Source organism: Azospirillum ramasamyi (assembly GCF_003233655.1).
In the GTDB taxonomy this organism is placed as follows: Bacteria; Pseudomonadota; Alphaproteobacteria; order Azospirillales; family Azospirillaceae; genus Azospirillum; species Azospirillum ramasamyi.
Genome location: NZ_CP029833.1, coordinates 441,664 through 460,581 on the forward strand (window position 1 = coordinate 441,664; position 18,918 = coordinate 460,581).

The following is an 18,918-nucleotide window of genomic DNA, read 5'->3' on the forward strand; positions in this document are numbered from 1 at the left end:
TCGGGCCGGGCAGCCTGTTCGGCGAGATCTATCTGCTGACCGGCCGCAAGCCGGACGTCACCGCGGTAGCGGTCGCCGGCGGGATCTGCGAGGTGATCGACAAGCGCAGCTTCGAGGACGCCGTGACGGCGATGCCGCCGATCCTGAAGTCGCTGGCGCGGATCTACATCGCGCAGCTGACCAAGGCGAAAGCGGGGTGAATCGTCCGGCCCTCAGGCCGGATCGATCACGATCACCCGGAAATCGTTGACGTTGGTGCGGGTCGGGCCGGTGACGACCAGATCGCCCAGCGCCTTGAAGAAGCTGTAGCCGTCGTTGTCGGCGAGGAAGGCCTTGGCATCCAGGCCCAGCGCCTCCGCCCGTTTCAGCGTGTCGGGACGCAGGATGGCGCCGGCATTGTCCTCCGTCCCGTCGATGCCGTCGGTGTCGAAGGCGGCGGCCCAGATGCCGGGATGGCCGTCGAGCGCCACCGCCAGCGCCAGCAGGAATTCGACGTTGCGGCCGCCGCGGCCCTGGCCGCGCACCGTCACCGTGGTCTCGCCGCCGGACAGGATCACGGCGGGCACCGGAGCGGGCTGGCCGCGGCGGGCGGCCTGCCGGGCGATGCCGGCATGGACCTTGGCGACCTCGCGTGCTTCGCCTTCGATGGCGTCGCCCAGGATGACGGGGGTATAGCCGCGGTCGCGGGCGAGAGCCGCCGCCGCTTCCAGCGCGTCCTGCGGGGTGGCGATGATGGTGGTCTCGGCGCCGGACAGCCGCGGGTCGCCGGGCTTCGGCGTTTCGTCCTCGGCCGCTTCCAGGAAGGCGGCGACGGCGGGCGGCGGGGTGATGCCGTATTTCCTCAGGATGGCGCGGGCGTCGGCGAAGCTGGTCGGGTCGGGCACGGTCGGGCCGCTGGCGATCACCGACGGATCGTCGCCCGGCACGTCGGACACCAGCAGCGAAACGACGCGGGCCGGATGGGCCATGGCGGCGAGCCGGCCGCCCTTCACCGCCGACAGATGCTTGCGCACGCAGTTCATCTCGCCGATGTCGGCGCCGCTCTTCAGCAGGGCCTTGGCGACGGCGCGCTTGTCGTCCAGCGCGATGCCGGGCGCCGGCAGGGCCAGCAGGGCGGAGCCGCCGCCGGAGATCAGGCAGAGCACGAGGTCGTCGGCGGTCAGCCCCTGCACCATGTCGGCGATGCGGCGCGCGGCCTCCTGTCCGGCGGCGTCGGGCACCGGGTGGCTGGCCTGCACCACCTCGATCCGCCCGGTCGGCAGTTCGTGGTCGTAACGGGTGACGACGAGGCCGGTGAGCGGCCCCGGCCAGTGGTCCTCCACCGTCTTCGCCATGGCCGCCGCCGCCTTGCCGGCGCCGATGACGACCGTGCGGCCCTTCGGCGGCTGCGGCAGGGCCGCCGGCAGCCGGGTCTCGGCGGTCACCGCGGTGAGCGCCGCCTGGAACAGGTCGTGGAGCAGGGCGTCTGTGGTCATGGCGGTGCTCATGGTGGCGTGGGTAGCGAAGCGGGTAGGATGCACTGGAATGGACGATGGGGGAATGCTGCGGGTGGGGGCGTCGTCGGCCGACGACGCCCCATCTCCTCACTTCGAACCGATCTCATGCCCGGCCAGCAGCTCCAGCGCGCGCAGCATGCCGGAGTGATCCCAGGCCGCGCCGCCCTGCGCGACGCAGGCGTTGAACAGCTGCTGGCAGCTCGCCGTGTGCGGCAGCGACAGGTTCAGCGCCTTGGCGCCGCTCAGCGCCAGGTTCAGATCCTTCTGGTGCAGTTCGATGCGGAAGCCCGGGTTGAAGTTGCGGTTGATCATCCGCTCGCCGTGGACCTCCAGGATGCGGGAGGAGGCGAAGCCGCCCATCAGCGCCTGGCGGACCTTGGCCGGATCGGCGCCGGCCTTCGACGCGAACAGCAGGGCCTCGGCCACCGCCTCGATGGTCAGCGCGACGATGATCTGGTTGGCGACCTTGGTGGTCTGGCCGTCGCCGTTGCCGCCGACCAGCGTGACGTTCTTGCCCATCTTGTCGAACAGCGGCTTGACCGTGTCGAAGGCGTCCTGCGGGCCGCCGACCATGATGGTCAGCGAGGCGGCCTTGGCCCCGACCTCGCCGCCGGACACCGGGGCGTCCAGGTAGGCGCAGCCGAGATCGTTGATGCGCTTGGCATATTCCTTGGTCTCGATCGGGGAGATCGAGGACATGTCCACCACGATCTTGCCCGACGACAGGCCGGCGGCGACGCCGTTCTCACCGAACAGCGCGGCGCCGACATGGGGGGTGTCGGGAACCATGGTGATGATGACCTCGGCCGCCGCCGCGACTTCCCGGCCGCTGGGGCAGGGGATCGCGCCCTTGTCGGTCAGCTCGGCCGGCACCGGCTTGATGTCGTGGACATAGAGGGTGTGACCGGCGTCCAGCAGATGCCCCGCCATCGGGGTGCCCATGATGCCGAGACCGATGAATCCGACCTTCATGACGGTAGTCCTTTCTCGCGTGATATTGGGGGCGTCTCAGGCGTGCGCCGGTGCCGTCCTGTAAGGGGCGAACCAGCCGAGCCCCTCGTCCGTCGTCGTCTTCGGCTTGTATTCGCAGCCGACCCAGCCGCTGTAGCCGATGGCGTCCAGATGCTTGAACAGGAAGGGATAATTGATCTCGCCGGTGCCGGGCTCGAAGCGGCCGGGGTTGTCGGCCAGCTGGACATGGGCGATGCGGGCGAGGTTGGCCTCGATGGTGCGGGCCAGATCGCCTTCCATGATCTGCATGTGGTAGATGTCGTACTGCAGGTACAGGTTGTCGGAACCGACCTTGGCGATCAGGTCCAGCGCCTGCTTCGTCCGGTTCAGGTAGAAGCCGGGGATGTCGCGGGTGTTGATCGGCTCGATCAGCAGCTTGATCCCGGCGCCGGCCAGCGCATCGGCGGCATAGGCGAGGTTGCCGGCCAGCGTGCTTTCGGCCGCGGCGGCGTCGCCGTCCTGCGGCAGGATGCCGGCGAGGCAGTTCACCTGTTTGCAGCCCAGCGTGCCGGCATAGTCGATCGCGCGGGCGACGCCGTCGCGGAACTCCTGCACGCGGTCGGGCATGATGGCGATGCCGCGCTCGCCGCCGCCCCAATTGCCGGCGGGCAGATTGTGCAGGACCTGGGTCAAGCCATTCTGGCGCAGCTTCTCGGCCAGCGCGTCGGCGGGGAAGTCGTAGGGGAACAGATACTCCACGCCACGGAAGCCGGCATCGGCCGCCGCGGCGAATCGGTCGAGGAAGGGATGCTCGTTGTAGAGCATCGTCAGGTTGGCGGCGAACTGCACCATGGCCGAACTCCCGGTTGCGCGTTGGGCTGCGCTCTTGGGTTGCGGGATGGCCGCCGCGGATGGAGGGGCGGCCCTTGGGTCGGGAGCTTGACCGCCGTGCAGGCCCTTGAGCCAGTTCGTCGAACGGCTTTTTCATCCAGCGGAAAGCGGGGTGCGCGAACAATGCTGGGGGAGCCGCGCGCATCGTCGCGGAACCATGTTGACGCATACGTCACCTCGAATTAGGCTCCGGGTCACGGATCATCCGTATTCCCAGCGCCACCAGAAGCGCGTCTTCGAAAGCCGGAGGACCCATCCCGTGAGCCAGCCCGCCGCCCAGCCCTACCCGCATCTGCTGGCCCCGCTCGACCTCGGCTTCACGGTGCTGAAGAACCGGGTGCTGATGGGGTCGATGCACACCGGGCTGGAGGACCGGCGCCGCCACTTCCCGCGGCTGGCCGCCTATTTCGCCGAACGGGCGCGCGGCGGGGTCGGGCTGATGGTGACCGGCGGATTCTCGCCCAATGTGGAGGGGTGGCTGTCGCCCTTCGGCTCCACCCTGGCGCGGCATGGCGCGGCGCGGTCGCACCGCATCATCACCGAGGCGGTCCATGCCGAAGGCGGCAAGATCGCGCTGCAGATCCTGCATGCCGGCCGCTATGCCCACAGCCCGCTGTCGGTGGCGCCGTCGCGCATCAAGTCGCCGATCACCCCCTTCACCCCGCGCGCCCTGACCGCGCGGGGCGTGGAGCGCCAGATCCGCGCCTATGTCCGCTGCGCCGAGCTGGCGCGCGAGGCCGGCTATGACGGGGTGGAGGTGATGGGGTCGGAAGGCTACCTGATCAACCAGTTCCTGGTGACCCACACCAACCAGCGCACCGACGAATGGGGCGGCTCCTACGAGAACCGCATGCGCTTCCCGGTGGAGATCGTGTCGCGCATGCGCGAGGCGGTCGGGCGCGACTTCATCATCATCTACCGCCTGTCCGTGCTGGACCTGATCCCCGACGGCAGCACATGGGAGGAGGTGGTGCAGCTCGCCCAGGCCATCGAGAAGGCCGGAGCCACCATCATCAACACCGGCATCGGCTGGCACGAGGCGCGGGTGCCGACCATCGCCACCAGCGTGCCGCGCGCCAATTTCGCCTGGGTGACGGGGAAGCTGAAGCAGGCCCTGTCTGACCGTGGGCTGTCGATCCCGCTCTGCACCACCAACCGCGTCAACACGCCCGAAACCGGCGACGCGGTGATCGGCGAGGGGCTGGCCGACATGGTGTCGATGGCGCGGCCCTTCCTGGCCGATCCGAACTTCGTCGCCAAGGCGGCGGCGGGGCGGCCGGAGGCGATCAACACCTGCATCGCCTGCAACCAGGCCTGCCTGGACCACATCTTCTCCGGCAAGACGGCGAGCTGCCTGGTCAACCCGCGCGCCTGCCACGAGACGGAACTGGTGATCGCCCCCGCCGCGAAGCGCAGGCGCGTCGCCGTGGTCGGCGCCGGTCCGGCCGGGCTCGCCTGCGCCACCACCGCGGCGGAGCGCGGGCACGAGGTGCATCTGTTCGACGCGGCCGACGAGATCGGCGGCCAGTTCAACATGGCCAAGCTGATCCCCGGCAAGGAGGAGTTCCACGAGACGGTGCGCTATTTCCGCAACCGCCTGGCGGAGACCGGGGTGGCGCTGCATCTGGGCCGGCGGGTGGGCGCCGGCGACCTGGCGGCTGCCGGGTTCGACGCGGTGGTCCTGGCGACCGGGGTGGTGCCGCGCGACCCGAAGATCCCCGGCCAGGACCATCCCAAGGTGCTGACCTACATCGACGTGCTGCGCGGCACCAAGCCGGTGGGCCGCCGGGTCGCGGTTGTGGGTGCCGGCGGCATCGGCTTCGACCTTGCCGAGTTCCTGGCGCATGAGGGGCCGTCGCCCAGCCTGGAGCCGGCCCTGTGGCGCGCCGAGTGGGGGGTTGCCGATCCGGCCGAGGCGCGCGGCGGCGTCGCCGGCATCCGTCCGCACCCGACCCCGCCGGCCCGCGAGATCGTCCTGCTCCAGCGCAAGGCGAGCAAGCCGGGCGCGGGTCTGGGCAAGACCACCGGATGGATCCACCGGGCGCAGCTGAAGATGAAGAGCATCCAGGCGCTGTCCGGCGTGAATTACGAGCGCATCGACGACGAGGGGCTGACGATCAGCTTCGGCGAGAAGCGCGAGAGGGTGCAGACGCTTGCCGTCGACAACATCGTGCTGTGCACCGGGCAGGAACCGTTGCGCGAGCTTCAGGCGCCGCTGGAGGCCGCCGGCATCGCCGTCCACCTGATCGGCGGCGCCGACGTCGCGGCCGAACTGGACGCCAAGCGCGCCATCGCCCAGGGGACGAAGCTGGCGGCGGAGCTGTAGGCGGCTGGTCCTCGCCCTCCTCCCACAGCCATGGCGGGAGGGCCGCCGCCTTCGTCACATCCGCAGGCGACCATGGGTGAGCGAAATTGCTTGCCGCCCTATCTAATATATTAGTATTCTTCAGGCAGTCGCTGCTGAGGAGGCTGGACGCCATGCCATCCGGCAATCCGCCGGCCAAAACCGGTTCCACCACCCCCGTCCGTCCGGCCAAGGCGGGCAAGGCCGCCCCGATGCAGATCCGCATGCCGGCCCGGCGCGACGGAGGACGGGGCTCGACGGTCGCCGACGCCATCCACCGCGACCTGCGGGCGGAGATCGTGTCGCTGAGGCGCAAGCCGGGCGAACCGATCGTCGAGAAGCAGATCGCCGAAGCCTATGGCGTCAGCCGCACGCCGGTGCGCGAGGCGCTGCTGAGGCTGGCGGACGACGGTTTGATCGAGATCTTCCCGCAATCCGGCACTTTCGTCGCCCGCATCCCGCTGGAAGCGCTGCCGGAGGCTGGCGTGATCCGCAAGGTGCTGGAGCGCGCCACCGTGCGTTTCGCGGCGGAGCGTGCCAGCCGCAGCCAGATCGCGGCCCTGCGCGCCTGCCTGGAGCAGCAGCGCGAGGTCGATGCGGCCGGCGACGCCGACGGCTTCCATCAGGCCGACGAGACCTTCCACGCCCTGATCACCGAGATGGCGGGCTATCCCGGCTTCTGGACGATCATCCAGCAGGCCAAGGTCCAGCTCGACCGCTGCCGGCGGCTGACCCTGCCGGTTCCCGGCCGCATGCGCACGGTGATCGCCGAACATGAGGCCATCGTCGAGGCGATTGCCGACCACGACCCGGACCGGGCCGAACGGAGCCTGATCCTCCACCTGGACAACCTGCAGATCACGGTGGACGACGTGCGCACTGCCGCACCGCTCTATTTCTCCGGCAGCCTGGCCGGCAGTCCGACCGGCAGCCTGGCCGGCGGAGACATCGAAGGAACGCCCTGATGGCCCTCCCGGTAGCCCCCTCGGCCGCATCCGGCCGCCGCCGCATCGGCGTGATCGGCCTCGGCATGGCCTCGGCCCCGCATGCGCAGAGCCTGATCGACCTTCGGGACCGGGTGGAGGTGGCGGGCTGCTTCAGCCCGTCGGCCGAGCGCCGCGCCGCCTTCGCCGCCCGCCACGGCCTGCCGGTGGTCGACCGGATCGAGGCGCTGCTGGAGGATCCGGCGCTGTCGGCCGTCCTGCTGCTGACCCCGCCCGACAGCCATGCCGGGCTGGTCGCCCGCTGTGCCGCCGCCGGCAAGCATGTCCTGCTGGAAAAGCCGCTCGACGCCACGCCGGAGGGCGCGCGCGCCGTGGTTTCGGCGATGGAGGCGGCCGGGCTGACGCTGGGCGTCGTGCTGCAGCATCGCTTCCGCGAATCGGTGGAGCGGCTGGCGGCGCTGATGCGCGACGGCACGCTGGGCCGGCCGCTGTCGGCGGCCGTGTCGGTGCGCTGGTGGCGCGACGCCGCCTATTACGCCCAGCCCGGCCGCGGCATGAAGGCGCGCGACGGCGGCGGGGTGCTGCTGACCCAGGCGATCCACACGCTGGACGTATTCGTCGGGCTGCTCGGCCTGCCGGAACGGGTCGCCGCCTTCGCCGCCACCAGCGCGCTGCGCAGCCCGGCCGCGGGCATGGAGCCCGGCATGGACACCGAGGATGTGGTCGCCGCCGCGCTCCGCTACGGCGACGGGATGCTGGCCAGCATCGACGCCACCACCGCCGCCTGTCCCGGTTACCCGGAGCGGATCGAGATCGCCGGCACCGGCGGGTCGGCCGTGCTGTCCGGCGACCGGCTGGAGGTGCAGCTGGTCGGCGGCGAGCGCATCCTCGGCGGCCGGGACGGCGCCACGCTGGGCGGCGGCGCCGACCCGATGGCCTTCTCGCACCAACATCACCGGGCCGTTCTGGCCGATTTTCTCGACGCGCTCGACCAGGGGCGCCGGCCGCGGGTGGATGGGCGGGAGGCGCTGAAGGTGCATCGTCTGATCGACGCGATCCTCGACGCCGCCGCTGCCGGCGGCGCAGCCGTGGAGGTCGAAGAACCCTGATATCGCAACCTGAAATCCCTCCGCGGAGCCGTGCGATGCGCGGCCTTGCGCAAGCCGCCGCTTTGGCGTAAAGCGCCAGCGGCAGGCCAGGCCCCTCTTGCAGCCCTTCCGGTTGCGATGCCGGACCGGGAATACCAAGGAGCCGCCCGCGCCCCGTGCCCCGACCGACGCCCTCCGTCAATGCCTCGGCATGACCCGGCCGGTCCGAAAAGCCCTCGCGCGGTCCCTCCGCCCACATTTCCTGTGATGCGAGGACATCCGCTCAAATGACGGAGCTATTCACCACTGAGGCGCTGCTGGCGCTGCTTCAGGTCATCATGATCGACCTGGTGCTGGCCGGCGACAACGCCATCGTCATCGGTCTGGCCGCAGCCGGGCTGCCGCGGGAACAGCGCGGCAAGGCCATCCTGATCGGCATTCTGGCCGCCACCGTGCTGCGCATCGCCTTCGCGGCGGTCACCACCCAGCTTCTCCAGATCATCGGGCTTCTGCTGGCCGGCGGCGTGCTGCTGCTGTGGGTCTCCTGGAAGATGTGGCGCGAGCTGCGCCAGTCCCATGAGGAGGACGAGGCGGTCGAGCTGCTGAAGGACGACGGCGGAGCCGAGACGGCCGGCCCGCGCAAGACCTTGGGGCAGGCGGTCTGGCAGATCGTCATCGCCGACGTGTCGATGTCGCTGGACAATGTTCTGGCCGTGGCCGGCGCCGCGCGCGAGCATCTGGGGGTGCTGGTCATCGGCCTGACCCTGTCGATCGCCCTGATGGGCCTTGCCGCCAGCCTCATCGCCCGCGTTCTGCAGAAGCACCGCTGGCTGGCCTATGTCGGCCTCGCCATCATCTTCTACGTCGCCCTGGACATGATCTACCGCGGCGCCATGGAGGTGTGGCCCCTGGTGAATGGTCACGGCTGAGCGGTCATAGTCGAACGACCGCCGCGTTCGAGCGGATTGGGGGAAGGGCTGCGGCGGGCGCCGGGGCCGAATGTCGCACCCTACCCCCTGCGGCGATCCGTGTAATGGCTGACCTCCGCATCCGCAGCCACTTTGTCTCTCTCTCCCCCGATCCGATTCAGTTTAATGTCCGAAACGGTAGTTTCCGGCAGGAACTTTCAGGCTTGCGCACAGAGTGATATACTAATATCCTCAATAGCGTGAACAGGGCGCCGCCGGGGGGCGGCACCGTTGCCAAGCGGAGCGCAAAGAGGATGGGGGCAGGGGCGGGGCCGGTGTCGGCCATGCGCGATCTCCGGCCGCGCGCAGTGTGCTCGCAGCGCTGCGAAAGCCGGTCTCTGCAACAGGGACTCATCCATGCTCCGCCTGCCACAGGCCTACGGATCACCCAGTCACGCACAGGCGGCCCACCGGCCACCGGGTAACCCGGAAAACACCAGAACAAGAGAGGCCGGTCCGCTCAGGCTCCGGCCCCGCATACAGGAGGAGAACCAATGAAGTTTGCTCTGACTTCGGTCCGCACCGCGTTGCTGGCCGCCTGTGCCGTCTGCAGCATGATGGCCGCGCCGATGCTGTCGGCTCCGGCCGCCGCGCGCGACTTCCGCTCCGCCGACATCCACCCGACCGACTACCCGACCGTCGAGGCGGCGCGCTATGTCGGCAAGCTGCTGGCGGAACGCACCAACGGCCGCCTCGGCATCAAGGTGTTCCCGAACGGCACCCTCGGCAACGAAAAGGACACCATCGAGCAGCTGAAGATCGGCGCGCTGGAGATGATGCGCATCAACGTGGCGCCGCTGAACAACGTGGTGCCGGAGACGATGGTCACCGCGCTGCCCTTCATCTTCCGCGACACCGGCCACATGCGCCGCGTCCTGGACGGCGCGATCGGCGACGAAATCCTGGCGTCGATGGAAAGCCAGGGCATGATCGGCCTCGCCTTCTACGACAGCGGCTCGCGCAGCATGTATTCGGCCGGCAAGCCCTACAAGACCCTGGCCGACATGAAGGGCGCCAAGATCCGCGTCCAGCAGTCCGACCTGTTCGTCGCCATGATCCAGGCGCTGGGCGCCAACGCCACGCCGATGCCCTTCGGCGAGGTCTACACCGCGCTGAAGACCGGCATCGTCGACGCGGCCGAGAACAACTACCCGTCCTACGAATCCTCGCGCCACTTCGAAGCCGCCAAGTACTTCACGCTGACCGAACACGCGATGGCGCCGGAAGTGCTGGTCTTCTCCAAGGTCGCCTGGGACCGCCTGTCGAAGGACGACCAGGCTCTGGTCCGCCAGGCCGCCAAGGAGTCGGTGCCCTACATGCGCAAGCTGTGGGAAGAGCGCGAGCAGAAGTCGAAGGACGTCGTCACCAAGGCCGGCGCCCAGATCGTCGAGGTCGCCAACAAGCAGGAATTCATCGATGCGATGAGGCCGGTCTACGACAAGTTCGCCAACACGCCGAAGCTCCAGGGCCTCGTGCAGCGCGTCCAGGAAACCAAGTAAGCAAGGGGTGAGGCGCGGCGCCGTCCCCGGCGGGGCGGCGCCGCCACCGAGGGGGAGCCGCAGCATGGATATCGAGCTGCAAGCAATGGATGTCAGCCCGCCGCATTCCGCCGGCTGGCTGACCCGGATGAACGCGGTGCTGGCCAAGACCGGCATGTATGTCGCCATCGTCGGTCTGCTGGCGATCGTCGGGGTCGTCTTTTATCAGGTGTTCGGCCGCTACGTGCTGAACAACTCGCCGACATGGGCGGAAAGCCTGGCCATCGTGCTGGTGCTGTACGTCACCCTGATCGGTGCCGCCGTCGGGGTCCGCGACGCCGGCCATATCGGGCTCGAATCCCTCTTGGTGATGCTGTCCGACACCGCGCGGCGCAAGGTCGACATCCTCATCTACGCGCTGGTCGGAACCTTCGGCGGCTGCATGGCCTACAACGGCTGGCTGCTCGGCAGTTCGGTCATGTCCTACACGATCCCGAACCTTCACATCTCGGAAGCCGTGCGCTACGTGCCGCTGGTCCTGTCGGGTGTGCTGATCGTCCTGTTCTCCATCGAGCACATCGTCGCCATCCTGCGCGGCGAGGAGGTCAAGCCGTCATGGAACTGATGATCCTCAGCATCACCTTCTTCGGCTTCCTCATCCTCGGCATCCCGGTCGCCTTCGCCATCGGCCTGTCGGCGCTCTGCACCATCCTCTATGAAGGCCTGCCCGTCGCGGTGGTCTTCCAGCAGATGATGTCGGGGATGAACGTCTTCTCGTTCCTGGCCATTCCCTTCTTCGTCTTCTCGGGCGAGCTGATGCTGCACGGCGGCGTCGCCGACAAGATCGTCGGCGCGGCGAAGAGCATGGTCGGCCACATCCGCGGCGGGCTCGGCATGTCCAACGTGGTGGCCTGCACCCTGTTCGGCGGCGTCGCCGGCTCCCCCGTCGCCGACGTGTCGGCCATGGGCGCGGTGATGATCCCGATGATGAAGCGGGAGGGCTACCACGCCGACTACGCGGTCAACGTCACCACCCACGCCGCGCTGGTCGGCGCGCTGATGCCGACCAGCCACAACATGATCATCTACGCGCTGGCCGCCGGCGGAAAGGCGTCCATCGGATCGCTGATCGCCGCGGGCCTGATGCCGGCGCTGCTGCTGATGGTCTGCAACCTGGGCGCCGCCTATTACGTCGCGGTCCGCCGCGGCTACCCGAGCGGAACCTTCCCCGGCTGGGACATCCTGCTGCGCAGCTTCGCCGCCGCCCTGCCGGGCATGCTGATCGTCGTCATCATCCTGGCCGGCATCACCAGCGGCGTGTTCACCGCGACCGAATCGGCCTCCGTGGCCGTGATCTACGCGCTGCTGCTGACCACGCTGGTCTACCGCACGCTGAGCCTGGAGAAGTTCCTGGCCGCCGCCGCCAAGACGGTGAAGACCACCGGCGTGGTGCTGCTGCTGATCGGCGTGTCGACGATGTTCCAGTACCTCATGGGGCTGTACGAGGTGGCGGACATGACCGGCGAACTGCTGGCCGGCATCTCGACCAACCCGATCGTCATCTTCCTGCTGATCAACATCATCCTGTTCCTGCTGGGCACCTTCATGGACATGGCCAGCACGATCCTGATCTGCACGCCGATCTTCCTGCCGATCGCCATGGCCTATGGCATGGACCCGGTGCAGTTCGGCATCGTGATGCTGATCAACTGCGCGCTCGGCCTAAACACCCCGCCGGTCGGCACCACCCAGTTCATCGGCTGCGCCATCGGCGGCGTGTCGGTCGGCGAGGTGATGCGCTCCATCACGCCCTTCTACGGGGCGCTGTTCGTGGCGCTGCTGCTGGTCACCTATGTTCCGGGCTTCTCGCTGTGGCTGCCGCATCTGCTGATGAACTGAACCGGGGCGGAGTACGGCTCTCCTGAACGACTTCTCTCCTGAACTGGGCCATCGGCTTCCCGCCGATGGCCCGTTTTTTTATGAGCAGGCTTCAGGCCGCCGGTTTCAGGCGGACAGGTCCAGAACCACCCGGCCGCGGATCTGGCCGGCCAGGATGCGTTCGCCCAGCGTCGGCAGGTCGGCGAAGGGATGGACCTCGTACATCGCGGACAGGTGGCCGGGGTCGAGGTCGCGGGCCAGCCTTACCCAGGCGGATGCGCGGCGGTCGGCCGGGGCCATCACCGAGTCGATGCCGATCAGCGTCACGCTGCGCAGGATGTGCGGAAGCACCGTGCCGGGCAGGTCGGACGAGCCGGCAAGCCCGCAGGCGGCGATGGCCCCGCCCCACACCGTCTGCGACAGGGCGTTTACCAGCGTCTGGCCGCCCACCGAATCGACGCCGCCGGCCCAGCGCTCCTTCTGCAGGGGCGGCCCCTTCTCAAGCAGGGTGGCGCGGTCGATGAAGCCGCCGGCGCCCAGGCCGCGCAGATAGTCGTGCGTCTCCGGCCGCCCGGTGGTGGCGGTGACGGCATAGCCGCGCTTGGCCAGCAGGGCGACCGCCACCGATCCGACGCCGCCGGCCGCGCCGGTGACCAGCACCTCGCCGCCGCCGGGCTGGATCGCGCCCCAGCGTTCCAGCGCATCGACGCAGAGCGCCGCGGTGTAGCCGGCGGTGCCGATCCCCATCGCCTGTTCCGGTGTGAAGACGTCGGGCAGGCGGATCAGCCATTCCGGCTTCACCCGCTGATAGCGGCTGTAGCCGCCCCATTGCGTCTCCGACAGGCCCCAGCCATTGACCACCACCCGGTCGCCGGCCTTCCAGGCTGGCGAGCGCGACTCGACCACCGTGCCGGCGAGATCGATCCCCGCCACCATCGGCAGTTTGCGGGCGATCTTCGCCTTTCCGGTGACGGCAAGCCCGTCCTTGTAGTTGACCGTGGAATGGGAAACCTCGACCAGCACCTCGTGGTCCGGCAGATCGGACGGCGAAAGCGTGGTGAAGGAACCCTTGGGCTTGCCGTTGTCGTCGGCGATGACGAAGGCGGTGAAGGAACCGGGAATGGACATCGGGCGCACTCCATTGCGCTGCAGGTCTGCCCGAGACGATGCGCCGCATTCCGATATAGGTCAAACAAATTGGCGCCGACCATTTGGCGGGCCGAACCCCTCCGAATTGGAGGTATTCAGGCCGACCTCTACCCCGGCCTGGCAAATCGGCCGCAAGACGGGGCCATGAGATGGAGTAGTGGAAGGGCGGCGAAATCGGTTGTGCCCGTCCTCTTTCGCCGTTGCGGAGAAATCAGCTCGCCCGGCCGGACGCGGTTCTTTCCAAGGAATGATCGGCTTATTGGGCGTTGTGGCCTGGGCAGGATCCCGTACATCACGGTATGCGCAAAACGATTTCCAACAACTCCCCAGAAAGGGGTTTTCATGCACGGGATCATTCTTGCCGACGCCGGGCTGGCCGATATCGACGCGTTGATCGGCCGGCACGCGCCGGATGTGACGGTGATCCGGGTGGCCGGCGACGAGGACGCCCTCGGCCTGCTTGCCGACGCCCTGGAGGCGGGGCCGGCCGCGGTCCACCTGATCGCCCACGGCGCGCCGGGCGTGGTGAGGCTGGGGGCGATGCCGCTCGACATCAGCGCCCTGTTGGACCGCCGCTGGCCCGATGCGAGCGGCACCGAGATCCTGATCCATGCCTGCGACGTCGGCGCCGGGGCTGACGGCCGCAGCTTCGTGGAATGCCTGGCCGCCGTCACCGGCGCGCGCGTCGCCGCCGCCAGCCATCCGGTCGGCCATGCGGACCAGGGCGGTTCCTGGGAGCTCGACGTGGTGACCGGCCAGATTTTGACGGCGCGGCCCTTCGCGGGCGCCGACGTGTGGCCGCACCGGCTGGCCTACAGCGGCACCCCGTCGGCGGGCAACGACACGCTGGTCGGCGACAATGGCGGCAACGTCATCAATGGACTGGCCGGCAACGACAGCATTGTCGGCGGCACCGGCAACGACAGCCTGATCGGCGGGCTTGGCGACGACACGCTGGTCGGCGGCGGCAACAGCGGCGTGGCGGCCGGCGACACCATGAACGGCGGGCTGGGCGCCGACCATTATGTCGGCGGCAGCGGCTTCAACATCGTCACCTACGAGGACGCCACCACCGGCATCACGCTGGACCTGGGCAACGGCGCCAACAACACCGGCGAGGCGGCCGGCGACACCTTCGAGAACATCCAGCGCTGGATCGGCTCCGAATATGCCGACAGCATGACGGCGGGCGACACGGCGGTGTGGTTCTGGGGCCATGGCGGCGACGACATCGAGCATGGCGGGGCCGGCAACGACACGCTGGAGGCCGGCGACGGCAACGACAGCGTCTTCGGCGGCGGCGGCAACGACCTGATCTATGGCCGCGCCGACAATGACGAACTGCATGGCCAGGACGGCAACGACACGGTGGCCGGCGGCGGCGGCGCCGACCTGATCCATGGCGATGCCGGCAACGACCTGCTGAAGGGCGACTGGGAACGCGACACCATCCATGGCGGCGACGGCGACGACACCATCCTGGCCGGCATCGTCACCGCCGGCAGCTATGCCCAGACCCAGGCCGACACGATCTTCGGCGAGGCCGGCAACGACCGCTACATCGTCGTCAGCCAGTATGACGCCGGCACCGTCAGCTTCGACGGCGGCACCGGCACCGACACGCTGGAGGTCCGGTCCGACAACCTGACCAGCTACAACGGCTACGACCTGGAATACTATACCGACGTCGCCTCCCCGAGGATCGACATCAGCGGGATGACGCTGACCAGCGTCGAGACGCTGGCCCTGACCGGCAGCCAGCGCCACACCGTGACGATGACGGCGGCCCAGGCCAATGGCTTCACCAGCATAACCGGCGCGGTCACCGGCGACGCCTTCGCCATCGCCGGTGCGTCGCTGTCGGGTACCGTGGGCACCGGCAGCGGCGGCACCCTCCAGGCCGGTCAGGTCCAGGCGGAGACGGTGAACGGCGTCACCCTGGTCCATGTCGGGCTGGACGCCGCCGCCGGGGCCGACGTGACCCTGCGCATCGCCGGCAGCTTCGCCGCGTCGAGCATCGGCCTGTCCGGCAACACCATCACGCTGGGGCAGGCCGGGTCCGGCGGCAACACGGGCGGGGGCAACCCCGGCGGCTCCTCCGGCGGCCTGACGCTGACCGGCACCGATGCCCGCGACTATCTGGCCGGCGGCGCCGGCAACGACGTCATCATCGGCAACGGCGGCAACGACTACATGGTCGGCGGGGCCGGCAGCGACAGCTTCGTCTTCAAGCCCGGCGACGGCTGGGACTATGTCGCCGACTTCCAGGCCGGCAGCGGCGGCGACGTGCTGAATGTCGCGGGTTGGACCGGGCTGACCGACTTCACCGCGGTGATGGCCGCCGCCACCCAGGAGGGCGCCAACACCATCGTCCGCTTCGACGACAACAACAGCGTCACCCTGGAAAACGTCACCCGCAGCAGCCTGACCGCCGCCAACTTCTCGTTCCTCAATGCCTCCCCCGGCGGAAGCACGGGTGGCGGCTCCACCGGCGGCGTTTCGGGCCAGATGATCACCGGCACCTCCGCCGGGGAGTATCTGGCCGGCGGCAGCGGCAACGACACCATCACCGGCAATGGCGGCAACGACTATATGATCGGCGGCGCCGGGCGGGATACCTTCGTCCAGGGTGCGGCCGATGGTTGGGACTGCATCGGCGATTTCCAGGCCGGCAGCGGCGGCGACGTGATCGACCTGCGCAGCATCGCCGGCTTCTCCAGCCTGAACGACGTGCTGACCCACTCGGTCCAGAGCGGGGCCGACCTGTCGATCGATTTCGGCAGCACCAGCACCATCAAGCTGATGGGCGTCGACCGCAGCATGCTGACGGCGGAGAACTTCCTGTTCGCCAACCCGATCGGCTGAACCGGCGGCGGGCGCCGCTCCTGCGCGGGGCCGGCGCCCGTCCCTTCACTCTCCCTGCTTCTCCTCCTGCCAGCGGTCGCGGAACACCAGATCCTCCAGCGGCAGGCGCTTGCGCCAGCCCTTGGTTTCCAGCTCCGGCGTCGCCTCGAAATGGGTGACGCGGCCGAGGCAGAGATAGGCGATCGGAACGATCCGCTCCGGGATGCCCAGCGCGTTCCGCAGCGCGTCCTCGTGCAGGATGCTGACCCAGCCGACTCCCAGCCCTTCCGCCCGCGCCGCCAGCCACAGATTCTGCACGGCGCAGACGCAGCTGTAGAGGTCCATCGCCGGCATGTGGGTGCGGCCCAGCACCACCGGGCCGGAGCGCTCGCGGTCGCAGGTGATGCAGAGATTGACCGGCGCCTCGCGGATGCCCTCCAGCTTCAGGCGGCTGTAGAGGCCGCGGCGCTCCCCTTCGAACATCGCCGCCGCTTCCTCGTTGGCGCGGGCGAAATCGGCGTGGATGCGGGACTTCACCTCCTTGTCGGTGATGACGATGAAGTTCCAGGGCTGCATGAAGCCGACCGACGGCGCATGGTGGGCGGCCAGCAGGATGCGGTTCAGCACCTCGTCCGGCACCGGGTCGGGCCGGAACTGCCCGCGCACGTCGCGGCGGGAAAAGATCGCCTTGTAGAGCGCGTCGCGCTCCGCCGGGGTGAAGTCTTCATCCATGCGCCGTCGCCCCCCGCGCGATCAGGTGGACGAAGGATCCCAGCGCCAGCCCGCGCCGGCTGCCCAGCGCGCCCAGGTCGCTGCCGTCCGCCGCCGTCGCATGCAGCAGCGGCGCGTCGTCGCCGCGGGCGAGGGTCGAGGCATAGTGGAACTCGTGCCCCATCAGCGGCGATCCCGCCGGACCCAGCGGCCCGTCGGCCAGCAGCGCCGCGCGGCGATAGCCCAGATGCAGGCGCCGCTTGGCGAAGGAGGTGCGCACCCCCAGCAGCCCGGTCATCGGGTGGGTGACGCCGTCGGCATCCTCCAGCGTTTCCCCCATCACCATGTAGCCGCCGCACTCGCCATAGACCGGCACCCGCTCCACCGCCGCACGCAAGCCGTCGCGGAAGGCGTGGTTGGCGGCGAGGCGCCCGGCATGCAGCTCCGGATAGCCGCCGGGCAGATAGACGGCGTCCGCATCCGGCGGGGGCGGCTCGTCCGCCAGGGGGGAGAAGAAACGCAGCTCCGCCCCGGCGGCCTGCCAGCCGGCGGTCAAATGCGGATAGACGAAGGTGAAGGCGGCATCCCGCGCGATGGCGATGCGCTGGCCCGGCGGCGGCAGGGCGGGGGCGTCGCTGCCCGGCCCGGCCTTCGACGGTTTCGCCAGCGCGACGACGCGGTCGAGATCGACATGCTCCGCGACGAAACGGCCGAGCGCCGCCAGCCGGTCGGCCAGCCCCTCCGTCTCGTCGGCCTGGACAAGGCCGAGATGGCGTTCGGGCAGGCTGAGATCCGGCGCGCGGGGCAGGGAACCAAGGACGGGAATCCCCAGCGCCTCGATGGCGGTGCCGGCGAGTGCGGTGTGGCGCGGGCTGCCGACATTGTTCAGCACGACGCCGCCGATGGTCACGTCGTCGCGGTATGTGGCGAAGCCCTTCACCAGGGCCGCGGCCGATTGCGACTGTCCCTTGGCGTTGACCACCAGCAGGACCGGCCAGCCGGTGCGCGCCGCGATCTCCGCCGTCGAGCCGGTGCCGGTGGCGCCGACCCCGGCCACGCCGTCGAACAGCCCCATCAGCGCCTCGCAGACCAGCAGATCGGCGCCCTCGGCGGCGCGGGCGGCCAGCCCGTCCAGCAGGTCCGGCCCCATCGCCCAGCTGTCGAGGTTCACGCTGGGACGGCCGGTGGCGGCGCGGTGGAAGGCCGGGTCGATGTAGTCCGGCCCCGACTTCACCGCTCCCACCGCCACGCCGCGGGCGCGGAGCGCCGCCAGCAGGCCCAGCGTCAGCGTCGTCTTGCCGGTGCCCGATGCCGGAGCGGCGATGATGAGACCGCTAGCCATTCTTCCCTCCGGCATTCCGCAACGCCGCCTGGGCCGGCAGCCATTCCAGCGCCGGGCGCAGCCGCACCACCTCGCCGATCACGATGATGGCGGGCGGCTCCAGCCCGCTCGCCGCCAGATCGGCGACGCAGGCCCCGAGGCTGGTGACGAGGCTCTTCTGGTTGGGGGTCGTCGCCTCCGTCACCACGCCGACGGGGGTATCGGCGGACAGGCCGCCGGCCATCAGCTCCGCCGCGATGGTGGGCAGCGCCTTCCAGCCCATATAGAGGATCAGCGGCGCCCTGGTCGCGGCCAGCGCCCGCCAGTCCGGCCCGCCGCCCAGCGAATGGCCGGTCGCCAGGATCACCGCCTGGTTGGTGTCGCGGTGGGTCGCCGGGATGCCTGCATAGGCCGGGCCGGCGAGGCCCGACGTGATGCCCGGCACGATGCGGAAAGGGATGCCCTCCGCCGCCAGCGCCTGCGCCTCTTCGCCGCCGCGGCCGAAGACGAAGGGGTCGCCGCCCTTCAGGCGAAGCACGCGGTGCCCTTCCTTCGCCAGTTCGATCAGGCGGTTGGTGATGTCGTCCTGATGGGCGGAGGGGCGGCCGCCGCGCTTTCCGGCGAACTCCAGCCTTGCCGACGGGCCGGCCAGCGCCATGATCCGTTCGCCGACCAGCGCGTCATGGACGATGACGTCGGCTTGCCTTAGACCTTGCAGGGCCAGCAGGGTCAGCAGGCCGGGATCGCCGGGACCGGACCCGGCCAGCCAGACGCTGCCGGGGGCGAAGGGGACCAGGACGCTTTCGGGAATGGACCACTCAGACGACATGAACGCGGACTCGGGCTCGGAGAAGA

General features: G+C 69.5%; 15 protein-coding genes. 8 read left to right on the forward strand and 7 right to left on the reverse strand.

What is annotated here, in order from left to right; all coding sequences use genetic code 11:
- Positions 1 to 212 precede the first annotated feature (212 nt).
- The 3 genes from DM194_RS24260 to hyi form a co-directional block, all read right to left on the reverse strand.
- The gene (locus DM194_RS24260) at positions 213 to 1,475 is read right to left on the reverse strand and encodes a glycerate kinase type-2 family protein (RefSeq protein ID WP_111070130.1); all 1,263 of its coding nucleotides are present in this window, start codon (positions 1,473 to 1,475) and stop codon (positions 213 to 215) included.
- 108 nt (positions 1,476 to 1,583) lie between these two features.
- The gene (gene glxR, locus DM194_RS24265) at positions 1,584 to 2,468 is read right to left on the reverse strand and encodes a 2-hydroxy-3-oxopropionate reductase (protein ID WP_111070132.1); all 885 of its coding nucleotides are present in this window, start codon (positions 2,466 to 2,468) and stop codon (positions 1,584 to 1,586) included.
- A 36-nt stretch (positions 2,469 to 2,504) separates the two neighbouring features.
- Positions 2,505 to 3,299, reverse strand: coding sequence for a hydroxypyruvate isomerase (hyi, locus tag DM194_RS24270; protein WP_111070134.1), 795 nt, complete (start codon positions 3,297 to 3,299; stop codon positions 2,505 to 2,507).
- A gap of 196 nt (positions 3,300 to 3,495) precedes the next feature.
- Between hyi and DM194_RS24275 the strand changes: the two genes are divergently transcribed.
- From DM194_RS24275 to DM194_RS24305, 7 genes are all read left to right on the forward strand, one after another.
- Positions 3,496 to 5,664 carry an NADPH-dependent 2,4-dienoyl-CoA reductase gene (locus tag DM194_RS24275; protein WP_246024573.1) on the forward strand — a complete coding sequence of 723 codons (2,169 nt, stop codon included), beginning with the start codon at positions 3,496 to 3,498 and terminating at the stop codon, positions 5,662 to 5,664.
- Positions 5,665 to 5,816: 152 nt separating this feature from the next.
- Complete coding sequence (locus tag DM194_RS24280) at positions 5,817 to 6,647, forward strand: GntR family transcriptional regulator (protein ID WP_111070138.1); 831 nt, start codon at positions 5,817 to 5,819, stop codon at positions 6,645 to 6,647.
- Complete coding sequence (locus tag DM194_RS24285; protein WP_111070140.1) at positions 6,647 to 7,735, forward strand: Gfo/Idh/MocA family protein; 1,089 nt, start codon at positions 6,647 to 6,649, stop codon at positions 7,733 to 7,735. The genes DM194_RS24280 and DM194_RS24285 overlap by 1 nt, the downstream gene beginning before the upstream one ends.
- Positions 7,736 to 8,001: 266 nt before the next feature.
- Complete coding sequence (locus tag DM194_RS24290) at positions 8,002 to 8,643, forward strand: TerC family protein (RefSeq protein ID WP_111070142.1); 642 nt, start codon at positions 8,002 to 8,004, stop codon at positions 8,641 to 8,643.
- 533 nt (positions 8,644 to 9,176) lie between these two features.
- On the forward strand, positions 9,177 to 10,181 hold the full coding sequence (locus DM194_RS24295) for a TRAP transporter substrate-binding protein (RefSeq protein WP_111070144.1): 1,005 nt from the start codon (positions 9,177 to 9,179) through the stop codon (positions 10,179 to 10,181).
- A 64-nt stretch (positions 10,182 to 10,245) separates the two neighbouring features.
- Positions 10,246 to 10,785 (forward strand): TRAP transporter small permease, encoded by a 540-nt coding sequence (locus DM194_RS24300; protein ID WP_111070146.1) that lies wholly within the window; start codon positions 10,246 to 10,248, stop codon positions 10,783 to 10,785.
- Complete coding sequence (locus tag DM194_RS24305; protein ID WP_111070149.1) at positions 10,776 to 12,059, forward strand: TRAP transporter large permease; 1,284 nt, start codon at positions 10,776 to 10,778, stop codon at positions 12,057 to 12,059. The genes DM194_RS24300 and DM194_RS24305 overlap by 10 nt, the downstream gene beginning before the upstream one ends.
- Before the next feature lie 105 nt (positions 12,060 to 12,164).
- Here the strand turns inward: DM194_RS24305 and DM194_RS24310 are convergent, their stop codons facing one another.
- Positions 12,165 to 13,160, reverse strand: a complete 996-nt coding sequence (locus tag DM194_RS24310; RefSeq protein ID WP_111070303.1) for an MDR family oxidoreductase — start codon at positions 13,158 to 13,160, stop codon at positions 12,165 to 12,167.
- Positions 13,161 to 13,529: 369 nt separating this feature from the next.
- On the opposite strand from DM194_RS24310, the gene DM194_RS24315 reads away from it, so the two are divergent.
- The gene (locus tag DM194_RS24315; RefSeq protein WP_111070151.1) at positions 13,530 to 16,052 is read left to right on the forward strand and encodes a DUF4347 domain-containing protein; all 2,523 of its coding nucleotides are present in this window, start codon (positions 13,530 to 13,532) and stop codon (positions 16,050 to 16,052) included.
- A 45-nt stretch (positions 16,053 to 16,097) separates the two neighbouring features.
- Here DM194_RS24315 and bluB read toward each other — a convergent pair whose 3' ends face one another.
- From bluB to cobA, 3 genes are read right to left on the reverse strand one after another with little or no spacing between them, the layout of a single operon-like run.
- Complete coding sequence (gene bluB, locus DM194_RS24320; protein WP_111070152.1) at positions 16,098 to 16,763, reverse strand: 5,6-dimethylbenzimidazole synthase; 666 nt, start codon at positions 16,761 to 16,763, stop codon at positions 16,098 to 16,100.
- Positions 16,756 to 18,099, reverse strand: coding sequence for a cobyrinic acid a,c-diamide synthase CobB (locus DM194_RS24325; RefSeq protein WP_111070154.1), 1,344 nt, complete (start codon positions 18,097 to 18,099; stop codon positions 16,756 to 16,758). Before DM194_RS24325 ends, bluB begins: the two co-directional genes overlap by 8 nt.
- The gene (gene cobA, locus DM194_RS24330; RefSeq protein ID WP_111070304.1) at positions 18,077 to 18,892 is read right to left on the reverse strand and encodes a uroporphyrinogen-III C-methyltransferase; all 816 of its coding nucleotides are present in this window, start codon (positions 18,890 to 18,892) and stop codon (positions 18,077 to 18,079) included. Before cobA ends, DM194_RS24325 begins: the two co-directional genes overlap by 23 nt.
- Positions 18,893 to 18,918: the final 26 nt, after the last annotated feature.